16 protein-coding genes are annotated in these 17,488 nt (G+C 70.9%); 7 read left to right on the plus strand and 9 right to left on the minus strand.

Annotated features, from left to right (window positions below):
• Positions 1-60: 60 nt before the first annotated feature.
• Positions 61-444 (minus strand): STAS domain-containing protein, encoded by a 384-nt coding sequence (locus tag ACZ6MA_RS33380; protein ID WP_469438606.1) that lies wholly within the window; start codon positions 442-444, stop codon positions 61-63.
• Positions 445-1,082: 638 nt separating this feature from the next.
• On the opposite strand from ACZ6MA_RS33380, the gene ACZ6MA_RS33385 reads away from it, so the two are divergent.
• From ACZ6MA_RS33385 to ACZ6MA_RS33395, 3 genes are all read left to right on the plus strand, one after another.
• A complete protein-coding gene (locus tag ACZ6MA_RS33385; RefSeq protein WP_469438608.1) occupies positions 1,083-1,841 on the plus strand; it encodes an SDR family NAD(P)-dependent oxidoreductase in 759 nt (252 codons plus the stop codon).
• 146 nt (positions 1,842-1,987) lie between these two features.
• Positions 1,988-2,368, plus strand: coding sequence for a VOC family protein (locus ACZ6MA_RS33390; protein WP_469438610.1), 381 nt, complete (start codon positions 1,988-1,990; stop codon positions 2,366-2,368).
• 99 nt (positions 2,369-2,467) lie between these two features.
• Entirely contained in the window at positions 2,468-3,268 is an 801-nt protein-coding gene (locus ACZ6MA_RS33395) for a hypothetical protein (RefSeq protein WP_469438611.1), read from the plus strand.
• A 42-nt stretch (positions 3,269-3,310) separates the two neighbouring features.
• Here the strand turns inward: ACZ6MA_RS33395 and ACZ6MA_RS33400 are convergent, their stop codons facing one another.
• The gene (locus tag ACZ6MA_RS33400; RefSeq protein WP_469438613.1) at positions 3,311-4,504 is read right to left on the minus strand and encodes an RtcB family protein; all 1,194 of its coding nucleotides are present in this window, start codon (positions 4,502-4,504) and stop codon (positions 3,311-3,313) included.
• A gap of 163 nt (positions 4,505-4,667) precedes the next feature.
• On the opposite strand from ACZ6MA_RS33400, the gene ACZ6MA_RS33405 reads away from it, so the two are divergent.
• A complete protein-coding gene (locus tag ACZ6MA_RS33405) occupies positions 4,668-5,558 on the plus strand; it encodes a hypothetical protein (RefSeq protein ID WP_469438614.1) in 891 nt (296 codons plus the stop codon).
• Positions 5,559-5,687: 129 nt separating this feature from the next.
• Positions 5,688-6,398 (plus strand): hypothetical protein, encoded by a 711-nt coding sequence (locus tag ACZ6MA_RS33410; protein WP_469438615.1) that lies wholly within the window; start codon positions 5,688-5,690, stop codon positions 6,396-6,398.
• 91 nt (positions 6,399-6,489) lie between these two features.
• On the opposite strand, the gene lysS is transcribed toward ACZ6MA_RS33410, so the two are convergent.
• Entirely contained in the window at positions 6,490-8,238 is a 1,749-nt protein-coding gene (gene lysS, locus ACZ6MA_RS33415) for a lysine--tRNA ligase (protein WP_469438617.1), read from the minus strand.
• 167 nt (positions 8,239-8,405) lie between these two features.
• On the opposite strand from lysS, the gene argS reads away from it, so the two are divergent.
• Positions 8,406-10,166: an arginine--tRNA ligase gene (gene argS, locus ACZ6MA_RS33420; RefSeq protein ID WP_469438619.1), complete on the plus strand. Its 1,761-nt coding sequence runs from the start codon at positions 8,406-8,408 to the stop codon at positions 10,164-10,166.
• 76 nt (positions 10,167-10,242) lie between these two features.
• Here argS and ACZ6MA_RS33425 read toward each other — a convergent pair whose 3' ends face one another.
• The 6 genes from ACZ6MA_RS33425 to ACZ6MA_RS33450 all read right to left on the minus strand — a co-directional run bounded on the left by ACZ6MA_RS33425 (position 10,243) and on the right by ACZ6MA_RS33450 (position 16,733).
• Complete coding sequence (locus ACZ6MA_RS33425; protein WP_469438620.1) at positions 10,243-10,668, minus strand: ATP-binding protein; 426 nt, start codon at positions 10,666-10,668, stop codon at positions 10,243-10,245.
• A 165-nt stretch (positions 10,669-10,833) separates the two neighbouring features.
• A complete protein-coding gene (gene hemB / locus ACZ6MA_RS33430; RefSeq protein ID WP_469438621.1) occupies positions 10,834-11,823 on the minus strand; it encodes a porphobilinogen synthase in 990 nt (329 codons plus the stop codon).
• Entirely contained in the window at positions 11,820-13,478 is a 1,659-nt protein-coding gene (locus ACZ6MA_RS33435; protein WP_469438623.1) for a bifunctional uroporphyrinogen-III C-methyltransferase/uroporphyrinogen-III synthase, read from the minus strand. Before ACZ6MA_RS33435 ends, hemB begins: the two co-directional genes overlap by 4 nt.
• Positions 13,475-14,452, minus strand: coding sequence for a hydroxymethylbilane synthase (gene hemC, locus ACZ6MA_RS33440; RefSeq protein WP_469438645.1), 978 nt, complete (start codon positions 14,450-14,452; stop codon positions 13,475-13,477). The genes ACZ6MA_RS33435 and hemC overlap by 4 nt, the downstream gene beginning before the upstream one ends.
• An 83-nt stretch (positions 14,453-14,535) precedes the next feature.
• A complete protein-coding gene (locus ACZ6MA_RS33445) occupies positions 14,536-15,969 on the minus strand; it encodes a glutamyl-tRNA reductase (RefSeq protein ID WP_469438625.1) in 1,434 nt (477 codons plus the stop codon).
• Positions 15,966-16,733: a redox-sensing transcriptional repressor Rex gene (locus tag ACZ6MA_RS33450; RefSeq protein ID WP_469438627.1), complete on the minus strand. Its 768-nt coding sequence runs from the start codon at positions 16,731-16,733 to the stop codon at positions 15,966-15,968. The genes ACZ6MA_RS33445 and ACZ6MA_RS33450 overlap by 4 nt, the downstream gene beginning before the upstream one ends.
• Positions 16,734-17,081: 348 nt before the next feature.
• Between ACZ6MA_RS33450 and ACZ6MA_RS33455 the strand changes: the two genes are divergently transcribed.
• Positions 17,082-17,360 carry a glutaredoxin family protein gene (locus ACZ6MA_RS33455; protein WP_469438628.1) on the plus strand — a complete coding sequence of 93 codons (279 nt, stop codon included), beginning with the start codon at positions 17,082-17,084 and terminating at the stop codon, positions 17,358-17,360.
• Positions 17,361-17,488: the final 128 nt, after the last annotated feature.

Consider the following 17,488-nt stretch of genomic DNA (forward strand, 5'->3'; position numbering starts at 1 on the left):
CCGCTTCCCGGGCCGATCCGCCACGCGTCGCCCGGATATGGACGGCGCGCCGCTTTCACCCTACGCCTTGGAGCTGTCGTGGCGGGTGCCGTCGAGGGCGTCGAGATCGGCCAGATCCGTCAGCGAGGCGACGGGCCGGAAGACCTCCAGCAGGCCGGCCATCCGCATGATCTTCAAGGCCCACGGCCGGACGCACAACACCTCGAAACCGCCGCCCGCCGCGAGCAGCCCGGCCCGGGCCCGGTAAAGCACTCCGAGGATGGTGCAGTCGAAGAAGGTGACCGCCCGCAGATCGACCACCACGACGGGCTTGCCCAGGGCCATCAGCCGCATGAGCAGGGCCTCTATTTCCGGCACGGCCGCGATGTCGACCTCACCGGACAGCTCCAGCACGGCCCATCGGCCCACCACTCGAATGCGGGCCTCACCCTGCCACTGCGTCACGTCTGCTCCCCCGGCTCGGACCGCATGGGACGGCGCGAGGACGACGAGAACTCTGCCGCAGCGCGCACCGTTGCCATCGGGGTCCGGGGTGGCTGATACGAAGGTACGTCCTGCGGACGTCATGCGAGGTCCAGGGCGTACGTAAGCCCTCGAAAGTATGAAAACTGCCATGTTCCATCGCGTGGAAGTGGTCACCGGTGTTTGAATTGGAGGGCCTCTATCCAGCGCCGCTGTCATGGCCGAGACCTCACCAACCGCGGGCGGGCGCATGCCCCGCCGCCTTCCGGCGGGCGCGCCGACGGCCTAGGGTGACGCGCGTGGCCCAGGCCCCCGGCCGCCGTCTCCCGCTGTCACGCCGGACGCCTCCTGCCCTGCCGGTGCTTCCGCGGTCGAGAACGGACCGGCCGGTGCCCCTGCCAGGGGAGGGCGGAGCACCGGCCGGCTCCCGCCGGGGCCGTAGCCCGGCGCTCATGCTCGTCGTCCGCCCCATCGCCCTCTTCCTCCTGGGCGCATACGGCTTCGTCGCCACCCTCCGGCCCGACGCGGACCACCCGGCCGTGAGCGCCGGCCGTCGGGAGCCCCGGCATATCCTGCGGCTGCGAATGGATCACGCCCGCCGCGCCCCAGGAGGCACCCGCATGAGCACCCGTACCGCCGTCGTCACCGGAGCGAGCAGCGGCATCGGTGCCGCGACCGCCCGGCACCTGGCCGCAGCCGGTTATCGCGTCGTCCTCACCGCCCGCCGCGAGGACCGTATCGAGGCGCTCGCCGCCGAACTGACCGAGGCGGGCCACGAGGCGGTCGCCCAGGTGCTCGACGTCACCGACCGCGCGGCCGTCGACGCCTTCGCCGCCACCGTGGACGGGGCCGTCGAGGTGCTGGTCAACAACGCCGGCGGCGCCCTGGGCAGCGACCCCGTGGCCACCGCCGATCCGGCCGACTGGCGCACGATGTACGAGGTCAACGTCCTCGGCACGCTCCATGTGACCCAGGCCCTGCTGCCCGCGCTGACCGCGAGCGGTGACGGCACCGTCGTCGTCCTCTCCTCCACCGCGGGCCTGGCCACCTACGAGGGCGGGGGTGGCTACGTCGCGGCCAAGCACGGCGCGCACGTCATCGCCGAGACCCTGCGGCTGGAGCTGTGCGGGGCGCCGGTGCGTGTCATCGAGATCGCCCCCGGCATGGTCCGGACCGACGAGTTCGCGGTCACCCGCTTCCGCGGCGACACGGAGAAGGCCGCCGCCGTCTACGCGGGCGTCGCCGAGCCGCTGACCGCCGACGACGTCGCCGACACCATCGCCTGGGCCGTCACCCGCCCGTCCCACGTGAACATCGATCTGCTGGTCGTCCGCCCACGCGCCCAGGCCTCCAACTACAAGGTGCACCGCGAACTCTGAGCCCGGCGGAGGGTTCCCGGGGCGCGGGACCGGAAGTTGATCGCCAAGTGATCGACTTCCGGATACCGTCCGGGTACGGGCGTCCCTCGGGCACCCGTACGAAACCCCGCGGATACCCGCATGTCCCGTACGAAAGGGTCCCTCTCTTGCGCGTCATCGGCTTCGACCATCTGGTGCTCAACGTCTCGGACGTCGAGCGGTCCCTGGCCTTCTACCTCGGCCCGCTCGGGCTGGAGCCGGTCCGCGTGGACGAGTGGCGGGCGGGCAAGGTCCCGTTCCCCTCGGTCCGCGTCTCCCCGGACACCATCATCGACCTCTTCGAGCGCCCCCGGGGCGAGTCCAACGTCGACCACATCTGCCTCGTCGTCGAGCCCCTGGACTGGCAGGAGGTCGTCGACTCCGGCGTCTTCACGGTCGTCGACGGCCCCGGCTCCCGCTTCGGCGCCCGCGGCGACGGCGAGTCCCTCTACGTCCTGGACCCGGACGGCAACACCGTCGAACTCCGCTGGTACTCGCAGGGTGCCTGACGAGAGGGGGCGCACGCCGTCACGACGTGCGCTCGCCAGTTCGAGTTGCGCTCCACTGTTCCGACCCACGGAGCAGTGGGCGCGCCACACGATCACTCCATGGACTTCATGGACCTCGAGGATCCCCGTTACGCCTACATGTTCGGCTTTCTGCAGGCCGATGGACACCTGCAAGGTGGCACCGGCCAACGAGGCAAGCTGAGTGTCGAGATCAGCTACCGGGACATCGACATACTCCGCGCCTTCCAGGAGTTGTGCCCCTACAACAGCACGATCAGCGAGCGGACAAGGGCGACCAACTTCTCGGAAGGCCACCGCTCCGCGACCTGGACGGTCTGCTCGTCGGAAGCCAGGAAGCGCCTGTCGGACCTGGGATTTCCCTACGGGAAGAAGTCCGCGAAAATCACGCCGCCCCTCGTTCCGTTCTCCCGGCGGGACTACCTCCGCGGCGTGATAGACGCCGACGGGTCGGTGGGCTTCACGGCGGCTGGGCTGCCCTTCGTAGGCCTCACCACCGCCAGCACCGCAGTAGCCGCATACCTGTGCCGCTACACCAAGCGGACATTCGATATCCAACGAGTACCCGGGCGGAACGCCCGCGACGGTGTGTACAACATCATGTACATGAGAGAAGCCGGTGCCACCCTCGCGAGCCACCTGTACTACGTGGGAAGCCTGGCGCTGGAACGCAAACACTCTGCCGCCGCACAGGTCGGCGCGTGGGTCCGTCCTCCGCATATGCGACCGGCTCGGACACGACGCTCCTGGACACCACAGGAGGATCACGTACTGCTGGACGCCCCGACCCTGGAACGGGCAGCTGATCAGCTGGGCAGATCGACGAAGTCCTGCCAGCTTCGCCGGTGGCGGTTGCGGCAACGGCCCGCACAGGGCGAATGACAAACGGCAGAGGGGCGGACGCAAAGCGTCCGCCCCTCTCAGTCAGCCCTTGACGCAGATGACCTGCTTGAGCTTGGCGACCACCGCGACCAGGTCCCGCTGCTGGTCGATGACCTGCTCGATCGGCTTGTAGGCGGCCGGGATCTCGTCCACCACACCGGAGTCCTTGCGGCACTCCACGCCCCGCGTCTGCTCCTCCAGGTCCCGCGTGGAGAAGCGCTTCTTGGCGGCGTTGCGGCTCATCCGGCGGCCGGCGCCGTGCGAGGCGGAGTTGAAGGAGTCGGCGTTGCCGAGGCCCTTCACGATGTACGAGCCGGTGCCCATCGAGCCCGGGATGATGCCGAACTCGCCGCTGCCCGCGCGGATCGCGCCCTTGCGGGTGACGAGCAGGTCCAGGCCCTCGTAGCGCTCCTCGGCCACGTAGTTGTGGTGGCAGGAGATGACCTCGCCAAAGGTGACCCTGGCCTTCTTGAACTCCCTGCGCACCACGTCCTGGGACAGTGCCATCATGATCTCGCGGTTGTGCTTGGCGTACTCCTGCGCCCAGAACAGGTCGTGCCGGTAGGCCGCCATCTGCGGGGTGTCCGCGACGAACACGGCGAGGTCCCGGTCGATCAGACCCTGGTTGTGCGGCAGCTTCTGGGCCTGGCCGATGTGGTACTCGGCCAGCTCCTTGCCGATGTTCCGGGAGCCGGAGTGCAGCATGATCCAGACGAAATTGTCCGAATCGAGGCATAGTTCCCAGAAATGATTTCCGGAACCGAGCGTTCCCATCTGCTTCGTGGCCCGCTCCCGACGGAACTTGACCGCGTCGGCGACCCCGTCGAACCGCCCCCAGAAGTCGTCCCACCCCGCCGTCGCGAAGCCGTGCAGCCGCCCCGGGTCCACCGGGTCGTCGTGCATCCCCCGGCCCACCGGAATCGCCTGCTCGATCTTCGACCGCAGCCGCGACAGATCCCCCGGCAGGTCGTTCGCCGTCAGCGACGTCCTGACCGCCGACATCCCGCAGCCGATGTCCACCCCGACCGCCGCCGGGCACACCGCGCCCTCCATCGCGATCACCGAACCGACCGTCGCCCCCTTGCCGAAGTGCACGTCCGGCATCACCGCGAGGCCCTTGATCCACGGCAGGGTCGAGACGTTGCGCAGCTGCTGCATGGCGACGTCCTCGACCCCGGCCGGGTCGGCCCACATGCGGATGGGTACCCGGGCGCCGGGCACCTCGGTGTACGACATGATTCTCCTCATTCCCCCGTAAAACACGATAAACGCAAAAGCCGGACCTATCACCCGATTCACGACAGGGAACCGGCGGACGCGGCGGCGCGTGCGGTACACATTGTGTCCGGCCGCCACCTTGTGGCGGCAACCAGTTTTCCGGTGAAAGGAGCCACGGACAGTGCAGCGAAGGGCGTACGCACCAGCCGCCGCACTGGCCGCGGCGGTGCTCACCACGGCCCTGGCCGGATGCAGTGGGGATTCCGCTTCCGGTGCCGGCGGCGACGACTCCAAGCCCGGTCAGCTCGGCGCCTCCGCCTCCGGTGGCGCGCCGGGGAAGTACCACAGCCTCCCCGAGCCCTGCGGCTACGTCAGCTCCGCCACGCTGCGCCGCATGCTGCCCGGCGCCGAGGACGAGAGCGAGGAGGAGGCCGAGCGGCGCTACCGCGGCCAGGCCACCATCACCTACGACACCGACCGCCGCGTCGGCTGCCGCTGGAAGCTGGAGACCCCCGAGGGCACCCGGCATCTGACGGTCGACTTCGAGCGGGTCGTGTCGTACCAGACCGACGTCAGCGACGAGGACCGGGCCCGGCAGCTGTACGCGCGCCTGGCCACGGCCGCGCACATCCCGGCCGCCACCGCCTCGCCCTCCTCCTCCGGTACGGGCGCGAGCGGTACGGCCCCGAGCGCCTCCGCGTCCGCCGGGCCCCGGGCCCAGGGTGAGGCCGCCGGCAAGGCGCCGGGCGCGTCCGGGTCGCCCGCCCCGTCCCGCACCGGCGGCTCCGCCTCCCCCGGCGGCACCGGTTCCGCCAAGGGGGCGGACGCCGAACTCGCCCCGCGCGTCCTGGACGACCTCGGCGACGACGCCTACGTCGACGACAAGCTGGCCACCACCGGCACCGGTGTGCACCGTGACATCAGCGTCGTCTTCCGTTCCTCCAACGTCCTGGTGACCATCGCGTACGACCAGTGGTCGACCGACAAGGCGCACATCCCCGACAGCGCCGATCTCCAGGGCAAGGCCCATGCCCTGGCCCGTGAGCTGGACGCCGGGCACTTCGGCAATTAGCCCGGCGAGTACCGCCCCGTTTCGACCACCGCCTCGCGAAGGCCGCGTACCGTGCCGTCTGGACACAGGCGGAGCACAGCCGCCCCACGAGCAACTCCAAGCCCTCGACACCGAACGAGCGAAGGACCCATGCACCGACGAACAGCCCCGCGACTCGCCCGAATCCTCGCCTGCGCCGCAGTACCGGTGATGCTCGTCGCCACCGGCTGCTCCTCGGACGACGACAAGAAGGAATCGACGACGCCCAGCAAGGCACCTAGCGCGAACGCGACGCCCACGCTCAAGCCCGCGGCGTTCGCCAAGCTGCCCGGGGCCTGCAAGACCGTCCCGGCGAAGACGATCGAGAAGCTGGTGGCCAAGGCGGACCCCAAGGAGGGCAAGGCCCTTCCCGCCAGCGACACCAACGACTCGGCCAGCTGCTTCTACAGCGGCCTGAACGACGAGGACGTCAAGGACCTGCAGTACCGCTCCCTGACCGTCTCGCTCAAGCGCTTCCCCTCCGACCCGACGCTCGGCTCCGGCGAGAAGCGCGCCCAGGCGTTCCTGGCGCAGCAGACGACCAAGGCGACCACGTCCGACGGGGCGAAGAACGCCAAGACCGAGAAGGCCGGCGGGATCGGTGACGAGGGGAGCACGGTCACCTCGGACTCCAAGAAGGACGACAACGACTTCAAGAACGTCACCGTCATCGCCCGGACCGCCAATGTCGTGGTCACCGTGAAGTACAGCGGGGCCGGCTACGAGGGCGCGAAGACGCCGGACGCGGGTGACATGACGAAGGACGCGCAGGGCGCGGCCAAGGAAGCCGTCGCCTCGGTCGTCGACGCGAACAAGAAGTAGCCGCGCACCGCATCGAGCGGTGGCAGGCACACACGGCGAAGGGCCGCCGCCCGGTGGAGAACCGGGCGGCGGCCCTTCGGCCGTCGTGGGGTCAGGCCCCGAGGAGCTTGCGCACCCGGTCCGCCCCCACCGCGAGCAGCAGCGTGGGCAGGCGCGGGCCGGTGTCACGGCTCACGAGCAGCTGGTAGAGCAGCGCGAAGAACGAGCGCTGCGCGACCTTGAGCTCCGGCGTCGGCTTGGCGTCCGGCTCCAGGCCCGCCTGGATCTTCGGCACGCCGTAGACGAGCGTGGTCAGCCCGTCGAGCGACCAGTGGTCGTCCAGTCCGGCGATCAGCAGCCGCAGCGACTCGCGGGCCTGGTCGTCCAGGGCGGCGAGGGCCTCGGTGTCGGGCTCGGCGCGGACGATGGTGCGGGACTCGGCCGGGACCTGGGTGTTGATCCAGTGCTCGGCCTTGTCCAGCCGGGGGCGGGTCTCGTCCAGCGAGGTGACCGGGTTCGCGGGGTCGAGTTCGCCGAGGATCCGCAGGGTCTGCTCGTCGTGGCCGCCGGTGATGTCGACGACCGAGGCGAGCGTGCGGTACGGCAGCGGGCGCGGGGTGCGCGGGAGTTCACCGGCGGCCGTGCGCGCGGCACGGGCGTGCGCGGCGGCGTCGGCGGGCAGGGCGCTGCCGTCGGCGACCTTGGACTCCAGCTTGTCCCACTCGTCGTAGAGCCGCTGGATCTCCTGGTCGAAGGCGATCTTGAAGGACTGGTTGGGCTTGCGGCGCGCGTACAGCCAGCGCAGCAGCGGGGCCTCCATGATCCGCAGCGCGTCGCCCGGGGTGGGGACGCCGCCCTTGGAGGAGGACATCTTGGCCATGCCGCTGATGCCGACGAAGGCGTACATCGGGCCGATGGGCTGCTCGCCGCCGAAGACCTTGCGGACGATCTGGCCGCCGACGACGAAGGAGGAGCCGGGCGAGGAGTGGTCGACGCCGGAGGGCTCGAAGATCACGCCCTCGTAGGCCCAGCGCATCGGCCAGTCGACCTTCCAGACCAGCTTGCCGCGGTTGAACTCGCTGAGCAGGACGGTCTCGGAGTGCCCGCACGCGCAGGTGTAGGCGAGTTCGGTGCTCTCGTCGTCGTACGCGGTGACGGTGGTGAGGTCCTTCTCGCACGCGCCGCAGTACGGCTTGTACGGGAAGTAGCCCGCGCCGGAGCCGCTGCCGTCGTCCTCGGCGGCCGCGCCGGAGCCCTCGGCGGCCTCCAGCTCGGCCTCGTCGAGGGGCTTCTGCTGCTTCTGCTGCGGCTTCTTCGCGGCAGCGGCGGGGTCCTTCTTCGTCCGGTACTGGTCGAGGATGGCGTCGATGTCGCCGCGGTGCTTCATCGCGTGCAGGATCTGCTCGCGGTAGACGCCGGAGGTGTACTGCTCGGTCTGGCTGATCGGGTCGTACTCGACGCCCAGCTCGGCCAGGGCCTCGACCATGGCGGCCTTGAAGTGCTCGGCCCAGTTCGGGTAGGCCGAGCCGGCGGGGGCCGGAACGGAGGTCAGAGGCTTGCCGATGTGGTCGGCCCAGGAATCGTCGATCCCGGGGACGCCGTTCGGCACCTTGCGGTAGCGGTCGTAGTCGTCCCAGGAGATCAGGTGCCGGACCTCGTGGCCGCGGCGGCGGATCTCGTCGGCGACGAGGTGCGGCGTCATGACCTCACGCAGGTTGCCCAGGTGGATCGGGCCGGAGGGGCTGAGGCCCGAGGCGACGACGATCGGTTTGCCCGGGGCGCGGCGCTCACCCTCGGCAATGACCTCGTCGGCGAAACGGGAGACCCAGTCGGCCTCGGTGCTCTGAGCCACGTGCGGCACTTCCTTCCTTGTGGTCCTGGCATGACCATTGTCCCAGACGGAAGGGGAGGCTTCGGGGTTGCCCGGGGCCGGGCGAAGCAGGCGAAAACATCATCCCGGGCCGCGAGGGGCGCGTGGGATACTCGGTCGTATCCAAAAATGCCCTCTACCGGAATGGCACCCACCCCATGGCTTCGGTTCCTTCCCTCGCTTCCTCGCTCGATCAGCGCATCGCGGACGCCCTCTCGGCAGCACTGCCGGAGGCCGGTGCCGCCGACCCGCTGCTGCGACGAAGCGACCGGGCCGATTTCCAGGCCAACGGGCTGCTGGCGCTCGCCAAGAAGCTGAAGGGCAACCCGCGTGAGCTGGCGGCGAAGGTCGCCGAGCAGCTCCCGGCCGGTGAGCTGATCAAGGACGTCGAGGTCTCCGGCCCCGGCTTCCTGAACATCACGATCACCGACGAGGCGATCGTCCGGACGCTCGCCGAGCGGGCCGCCGACGACCGTCTCGGTGTGCCGTTCGCGGCGCACCCGGGCACCACGGTCATCGACTACGCCCAGCCGAACGTGGCCAAGGAGATGCACGTCGGCCATCTGCGGAACTCGGTGATCGGCGACGCGGTCGTGCGGATCCTGGAGTTCTCCGGCGAGAAGGTCGTGCGCCGCCACCACATCGGCGACTGGGGCACCCAGTTCGGCATGCTCATCCAGTATCTGATCGAGCACCCGCACGAGCTGGACCACGAGGGCGAGGTCTCCGGCGAGGAGGCCATGTCGTCGCTCAACCGGCTGTACAAGGCGTCGCGGACGCTCTTCGACTCCGACGAGGAGTTCAAGGCCCGCGCCCGGCGCCGGGTGGTCGACCTCCAGGCCGGTGACGAGGAGACCCTCGCGCTGTGGCAGCGGTTCGTCGACGAGTCGAAGATCTACTTCTACTCGGTCTTCGAGAAGCTCGACGTGGAGATCCACGACGAGGACATCGTCGGCGAGTCCGGTTACAACGACATGCTCGCCGAGACCTGCCGCATGCTGGAGGAGTCCGGGGTCGCCGTCCGTTCCAACGGCGCGCTCTGCGTCTTCTTCGACGACGTCAAGGGCCCGGACGGCAAGCCCTCGCCGCTGATCGTCCAGAAGTCCGACGGCGGTTTCGGCTACGCGGCCACCGACCTGTCCGCGCTCCGCGACCGGGTGGGGAACCTGAAGGCCGACACCCTGCTGTACGTGGTGGACGCCCGGCAGTCGCTGCACTTCCGGATGGTCTTCGAGACCGCGCGCCGGGCCGGCTGGCTGACCGAGGGCGTCAAGGCCGCCCAGCTCGGTTTCGGCACGGTCCTCGGCAAGGACGGCAAGCCGTTCAAGACCCGTGAGGGCGAGACGGTCCGGCTGGTCGACCTGCTCGACGAGGCGATCGACCGGGCGACGGCCGTCGTCCGGGAGAAGAGCGAGAAGCTCGGGCTCACGGACGAGGAGATCGCCGAGCGTGGTGCCCAGGTCGGCATCGGCGCGGTGAAGTACGCGGACCTGTCGACGTCGGTCTCCCGGGACTACAAGTTCGACCTGGACCAGATGGTGTCCCTCAACGGCGACACCAGCGTGTATCTCCAGTACGCCTACGCGCGGATCCAGTCGATCCTGCGCAAGGCGGGCGACGCCCGTCCGGTGGCCCACCCGGAGCTGGCGCTGGCCCCGGCCGAGCGCGCGATGGGCATGCACCTGGACCAGTTCGGCGAGACCCTCGCCGAGGTCACGGCCTCCTACGAGCCGCACAAGCTGGCGGGGTACCTCTACCAGCTCGCCTCGCACCTCACGTCGTTCTACGACCAGTGCCCGGTGCTCAAGGCGGAGACCCCGCAGCAGGTGGAAAACCGGCTCTTCCTCTGCGAACTGACCGGACGCACCCTGCGTCAGGGCATGTCGCTCCTGGGCATCCGGACGCCCGAGCAGCTGTAGCCGGGCGCGGGGCGGGGCCCGCTTCCCCGGACGTCACGCACGTCGCGCACGTCGTGTCGATTCGCGGAAGTGAGCCCTACCCCGCCCCCAGTTCGAACCAGATCAACTTGCCCGACAGCCCCTGCGGTTGGTCCCGCAGCTCGAAGCCGCCCCAGCTGTCGGCGCACATGCGTACGAGCCCCAGCCCGCGTCCCTGCTCGGCCTCCGCCTCGGGCAGCGCGGCCAGATCCAGCCGGGGGAGCCGGGGGTTGGTGTCCCACACCGCCACCCGCACCCGGTCGCCGTCCTGCTTGACCCGCACCGACGCCGGGCCGTCGGAGTAGCGGTAGGCGTTGGTGACCAGTTCCGAGGTCAGCAGTTCGGCGGTATCGGCCAGTTCCGGGAAGCCGTGTTCCTCGAAGATCGTGCGGAGCGTGCGGCGGGCGATGCAGGGCGCCATGGGGTCGGCGGGCACCTGGAGCGTGTACTCCCAGTCGTCGGTGAGTTCGGGATCGGTACTCATGCACGCCTCCGCACTGTAAGCAGTGTGCTACACACCGTAAGGACTGCAGTGCCCCGCTTTCCAGGCGGGAATGCGTGAACGCCCCCGAATCCGGGAACGACGATGGCGGCGTCCCCCTCGGGGGGACGCCGCCATCGGTGTGTGCGCGCGGGACCGCCGTCCGGCCTACAGCTGCCGGGCGACCTCGGTGGCCCAGTAGGTGAGGATCATGTTCGCGCCCGCCCGCCTGATGCCGGTGAGCGACTCCATGATGGCCCGGTCGCGGTCGATCCAGCCGTTGGCCGCGGCGGCCTCGACCATCGCGTACTCACCACTGATCTGGTAGGCGGCGACGGGAACGTCCACCGACTCGGCGACCTTGGCGAGGATGTCGAGGTAGGGCAGGGCCGGCTTGACCATGACCATGTCGGCGCCCTCGGCGAGGTCGAGCGCCAGCTCGCGCAGCGACTCGCGGATGTTGGCCGGGTCCTGCTGGTACGTCTTGCGGTCGCCCTGGAGCGAGGAGCCGACGGCCTCCCGGAAGGGGCCGTAAAACGCCGAGGCGTACTTGGCGGTGTAGGCGAGGATCGAGACGTCCTCGTGGCCCGTCTGGTCCAGCGCGTCACGGATGACGCCGACCTGGCCGTCCATCATGCCGCTGGGCCCGACCACATGGACCCCGGCGTCGGCCTGGACCTGTGCCATCTCGGCGTAGCGCTCCAGCGTGGCGTCGTTGTCCACCCGGCCCGCGGCGTCGAGGACCCCGCAGTGGCCGTGGTCGGTGTACTCGTCGAGGCACAGGTCGGACATGATGACGAGCTCGTCGCCGACCTCGTCGCGCACATCGCGGATGGCGACCTGGAGGATGCCGTCGGGGTCGGTGCCGGCGGTGCCCGCCGCGTCCTTCTTGGCGTCCTCGGGCACCCCGAAGAGCATGATCCCGGCGACGCCCGCGTCACGGGCCTCGGCGGCCGCCTTCCGCAGGGTCTCGCGGGTGTGCTGGACGACGCCCGGCATGGCGGAGATCGGCACCGGCTCGCCGATGCCCTCCCGCACGAAGGCGGGAAGGATCAGGTCTGCCGGGTGCAGCCGGGTCTCCGCGACCATGCGGCGCATGGCCGGGGTGGTCCGCAGCCGTCGGGGGCGAGCCCCGGGGAAGGTTCCGTACGTGCTCAACTCCGTGCCCTTCTACGCGATCCGGGCCGCCGCTCGCTCGGGCGGGTGACCGGGTCGCCGGCCTCCAGGGCCGCGTCGCGCCGGGCCGCACCGAAGTCCGCGAGCGCCTCGGCCAGCTTGTGCACCGAGGGCTCGGGCGACAGCACGTCCACCCGCAGGCCGTGCTCCTCCGCGGTCTTCGCGGTGGCGGGGCCGATGCAGGCGATGACGGTGACATTGTGCGGCTTGCCGGCGATGCCGACCAAGTTCCGCACGGTGGAGGAGGAGGTGAACAGCACGGCGTCGAAGCCGCCGCCCTTGATCGCCTCACGGGTCTCGGCCGGCGGCGGCGAGGCCCGGACGGTCCGGTAGGCGGTGACGTCGTCGACCTCCCAGCCCAGCTCGATCAGGCCCGCCACCAGGGTCTCGGTGGCGATGTCGGCGCGCGGCAGGAAGACGCGGTCGATCGGGTCGAAGACCGGGTCGTAGGGCGGCCAGTCCTCCAGCAGACCGGCGGCCGACTGCTCGCCGCTGGGCACCAGGTCGGGCTTCACACCGAACTCGACCAGCGACTTGGCGGTCTGCTCGCCGACGGCCGCGACCTTGATGCCGGCGAAGGCACGCGCGTCGAGCCCGTACTCCTCGAACTTCTCGCGCACCGCCTTGACGGCGTTGACGGAGGTGAAGGCGATCCACTCGTAGCGGCCGGTGACCAGGCCCTTGACCGCGCGCTCCATCTGCTGCGGGGTGCGCGGGGGCTCGACCGCGATGGTCGGGACCTCGCTGGGCACGGCGCCGTACGAACGGAGCTGGTCGGAGAGCGAGGCGGCCTGCTCCTTGGTCCGCGGGACGAGGACGTTCCAGCCGAAGAGCGGCTTGGACTCGAACCACGAGAGCCGGTCGCGCTGCGCGGCCGCGCTGCGCTCGCCGACCACGGCTATGACCGGCTGGCCGCCGTCCGCGGACGGCAGCACCTTGGCGGCCTTGAGCACCTGCGCCAGCGACCCGAGGGTCGCGGTCCAGGTGCGCTGGCGGGTGGTGGTGCCGGCGACGGTGACGGTGAGCGGGGTGTCGGGCTTGCGCCCGGCGGAGACCAGCTCACCGGCGGCCGCGACCACCGAGTCGAGGGTGGTGGAGACGACGGCGGTCACCTCGCTCGCGCCGACCTCGGACCAGCAGGTGTCCGAGGCGGTACGGGCGTCGAGGAACCGCACGTCGGCCCCGCGGCCGTCGCGCAGCGGGACACCGGCGTAGGCGGGCACGCCGACGGCCGTGGCGACGCCCGGCACCACCTCGAAGGTGATGCCCTCGTTCGCGCAGGCCAGCATCTCGTCGGCGGCGTTGCCGTCGAGGCCGGGGTCGCCGAGCACGGCACGCACGACCCGCTTGCCGCCGCGCGCGGCCGCCATGACAAGATTGGCGGTGTCCCTGAGGACGGGTACGCCGAGGGCACCGACGGCTTTTGATGCCTCGTCAGTAACCGTCTGGGCAGGCATGTCCACATGGGCGCGCACATGCGCGCGCACCACGTCGAGCACCTGCGGATCGGCGATCAGGACGTCAGCGGTCGCAAGTGCCTCCACGGCGCGCAGCGTCAGCAGTCCCGGATCTCCGGGGCCGGCACCGAGAAAGGTGACGTGCCCGTGCACGGGGTGGATCGGGGCGGTGGGGTTCAAAGTACTCGCTCCCCCATAAGACCGGCCGCACCCTTGTCGAGCATCTCGGCGGCGAGGTCGCGGCCCAGGGCCACGGCTTCTTCGCTGGACGACGGTACGGGACCAGTGGTGGACAGCTGCACCAACGTCTTGCCGTCGGTCGAACCGACGACGCCACGCAGGCGCATTTCAGTGACAATCTGCCCGTCGGCCAACAGGTCGGCCAACGCACCCACGGGTGCGGAGCAGCCGGCCTCCAGGGCGGCGAGCAGGGAACGCTCGGCGGTCACGGCGACCCGGGTGAAGGGGTCGTCGAGCTCGGCGAGCCGTGCCGCGAGGTCCGCGTTGGCCGCGGTGCACTCGATGGCCAGTGCCCCTTGACCGGGGGCGGGCAGGACCGCGTCGGCGTCCAGGAACTGGGTCGCCTCCCCGATCCGGCCGATGCGGGTGAGACCGGCGGCGGCGAGGACGACTGCGTCCAGCTCGCCGTCGGTCACAAAACCGACGCGGGTGTCGATGTTGCCGCGGATCGGCACGGTCTCGATCTCGAGTCCGTGCGACCGCGCCCACGCGTTGAGCTGCGCCATACGGCGCGGCGATCCGGTGCCGATCCGGGCCACCCCGTTCCGGGAGGACGCCGGCAGGGTCTCCAGGGTCAGCCCGTCACGGGCGACCAGGACGTCCCTGGGGTCCTCACGGGCCGGGATCGCGGCCAGGACGAGGTCGTCCGGCTGGGCGGTCGGCAGGTCCTTGAGGGAATGGACGGCGAAGTCGATCTCCTGGGCGAGCAGCGCGTCCCGCAGCGCGGAGACGAAGACCCCGGTGCCGCCGATCTGCGCGAGGTGCTCCCGTGAGACATCGCCGTACGTGGTGATCTCGACCAGCTCGACCGGTCGGCCGGTGAGCTGGTGGACCGCTTCGGCCACCTGGCCGGACTGGGCCATGGCGAGCTTGCTGCGGCGGGTACCGAGGCGCAGCGGTCGCTGGTCGGTCACGGCGCCGTGCGGGCCGGGCGCGTCGGCGGTGCTGTGCGCACCGGCCGCGGCCTGTCCACAGGCGGCCGTGGAGGGGGTGTCGTTCATGCCGGCTCCCGTCCGGGGTCACGCGTGTCGGCCCGGCTGACGGCGGCGACCGCCTGCGGGTCAAGATCGAAAAGTTCCCGCAGGGCGTCGGCGTAGCCGGCGCCGCCAGGGGTCGAGGCCAGCTCCTTGACCCGCACGGTGGGCGCGTGCAGGAGCTTGTCGACGACGCGGCGCACGGTCTGCGTGATCTCCGCGCGCTGCTTGTCGTCGAGGTCGGGCAGGCGGCCGTCGAGCCGGGCGATCTCGCCCGCGACGACGTCCGCGGCCATGGTGCGCAGGGCGACCACGGTGGGTGTGATGTGCGCCGCCCGCTGGGCGGCGCCGAAGGCGGCGACCTCGTCGGAGACGATGGACCGCACCTGGTCGACGTCGGCGGCCATGGGCGCGTCGGCGGAGGCCTCGGCGAGCGACTCGATGTCCACGAGACGGGCGCCCTCGACCGCGTGCGCGGCGGCGTCGATATCGCGCGGCATGGCCAGGTCGAGGAGCGCGAGCGCGACACCGTCGGCCGGGCCGGCCGGGCCGTCCTCGCAGGTCTCGTCGACGGCGCAGAGCGCGTCGCGGCGGCCGGAGTCCGCACGGGCGGCGAGGGCCAGCCGGATGGCGTCGGCCGTCAGCACCAGGCCCGTCGCACCGGTGCAGGAGACGACGACGTCCGCGCGGGACAGCTCCTCCGCCACGCCCGTCATCTCCACGGCGGAGGCCGTGAAGCCGCCCCGGGCGGCGGGGCCCGCGGGCTCGGTGAGGATCGCGGCGAGGCGCCGCGCCCGCTCGACCGTGCGGTTGGCGACGGCCACGTGGGCCACGCCCGCGCGCGCGAGGGTCGCGGCCGCGAGGGAGGACATCGAGCCGGCGCCGATGACGAGGGCGCGCTTGCCCGCGGCCCAGTCGGCGACGGGCGTGTCGCGGGCCAGCTGCTCCAGGCCGAAGGTCACCAGCGACTGGCCGGCCTTGTCGATGCCCGTCTCGCTGTGGGCGCGCTTGCCCACGCGCAGGGCCTGCTGGAAGAGGTCGTTGAGCAGCCGGCCCGCGGTGTGCTGCTCCTGGCCGCGGGCGAGCGCGTCCTTGATCTGGCCGAGGATCTGGCCCTCGCCGACGACCATCGAGTCCAGCCCGCAGGCCACCGAGAAGAGGTGGTGGACGGCCCGGTCCTCGTAGTGCACGTAGAGGTAGGGGGTCAGCTCGTCCAGCCCGACGCCCGTGTGCCGGGCGAGCAGCGTGGACAGCTCGGCGACACCGGCGTGGAACTTGTCCACGTCGGCGTACAGCTCGATGCGGTTGCACGTGGCGAGCACGGTCGCCTCGGTGGCGGGCTCCGCCGCCAGCGTGTCGTGCACCAGCTCGGCCCGCGCGTCCGCCGTGAGGGCGGCTCGCTCCAGCACGCTGACGGGCGCGCTGCGGTGACTGAGGCCGACGACGAGCAGGCTCATGCCGGCATCACGGCGGGGACATCCCCGTCCGGACCCTTTCGTCCGCCACCGGCCGCGCGCGGCATCCGGGGCGGCGTGGCGGCGGCGGTCTGCGCGGCGTCCTCGCCGGCCTTGCGCTGCTCGTGGAAGGCGAGGATCTGCAGCTCGATGGAGAGGTCGACCTTGCGGACGTCCACACCGTCGGGCACGGCGAGGACCGTGGGCGCGAAGTTGAGGATCGAGGTGACCCCGGCGGCGACGAGCCGGTCGCAGACCTGCTGCGCGGCACCGGCCGGGGTGGCGATGACGCCGATGGAGACGCCGTTGTCGCTGATGATCGCTTCGAGTTCGTCGGTGTGCCGCACGGGCAGCCCGGCGACCGGCTTGCCCGCCATCGCCGGGTCGGCGTCGATCAGGGCCGCGACCCGGAAACCGCGGGAGGCGAAGCCGCCGTAGTTGGCGAGGGCCGCGCCGAGGTTGCCGATGCCCACGATGACGACCGGCCAGTCCTGGGTGAGGCCGAGTTCCCGCGAGATCTGGTAGACGAGGTACTCCACGTCGTAGCCGACACCGCGGGTACCGTACGAACCGAGGTAGCTGAAGTCCTTGCGCAGCTTGGCGGAGTTGACCCCCGCCGCGGCCGCGAGCTCCTCGGAGGAGACCGTGGGAACCGAACGCTCGGAGAGCGCGGTCAGCGCACGCAGATACAGCGGAAGCCGGGCGACGGTGGCCTCGGGAATCCCTCGGCTTCGGGTCGCCGGTCGGTGAGTTCGGCCAGTTGCCACGGTGCTCCTGCGGGTAGAGCGGGGCTGCGGGCGGCGCCTTGTCCCAGGACCGCCCCGTCGAACGCAGGCTATGCCTTTGTGAACGCGTGCACAAAGATGGTGTCCGCTTTGTCCGGGCAAAGTGACCGGCGTCACGCGGTGTTTCGGCCCGGTCCGGGAACCATTGCCCGCACCCTTACGACCGCCACACCGAGCACTGCCGCACCGAGGGTGTGCCGACGGGGACATGTGCGCTCACTCCTCATCGCCATACCCCCGGACACCAACAAATCGCCACATGATGGTAGTCGACTCAGGCACCCAATCGGCACCGCCGGACCCGGGACGACTCCGGGCACAATGGCCTGCATGAGCCCGCTGCTGCGCCGAACCGCCCGTAAGAACCCCGCCGACAGCACGGTCACGCTGATCGGCAAGCCCGGCTGCCATCTGTGCGACGACGCCGAGGCCGTGATCGCCGAGATCTGCGGCGAGCTGGGCGCCCGCTGGGAGAAGAAGGACATCACCGAGGACGAGGAGCTGTACCGCAAGTACTGGGAGCAGATCCCGGTGATCCTCGTGGACGGCGCGCAGCACGACTTCTGGCGGGTGAACCCGGCGCGGCTGCGGAAGGCCCTCGGCGGCTGACCCCTTTACGCACGGGTACCGCGCGGGCCCCGCGCGGGCGTCGCGGTCACGCCCCGGCGCGGAGCGGGACGAATACGTCCCGTGAAGTTCACGTCACCGAACCGTTCCGACTCCGGTTACCCCGAACA

This window comes from Streptomyces sp. NPDC042259, from assembly GCF_055582085.1.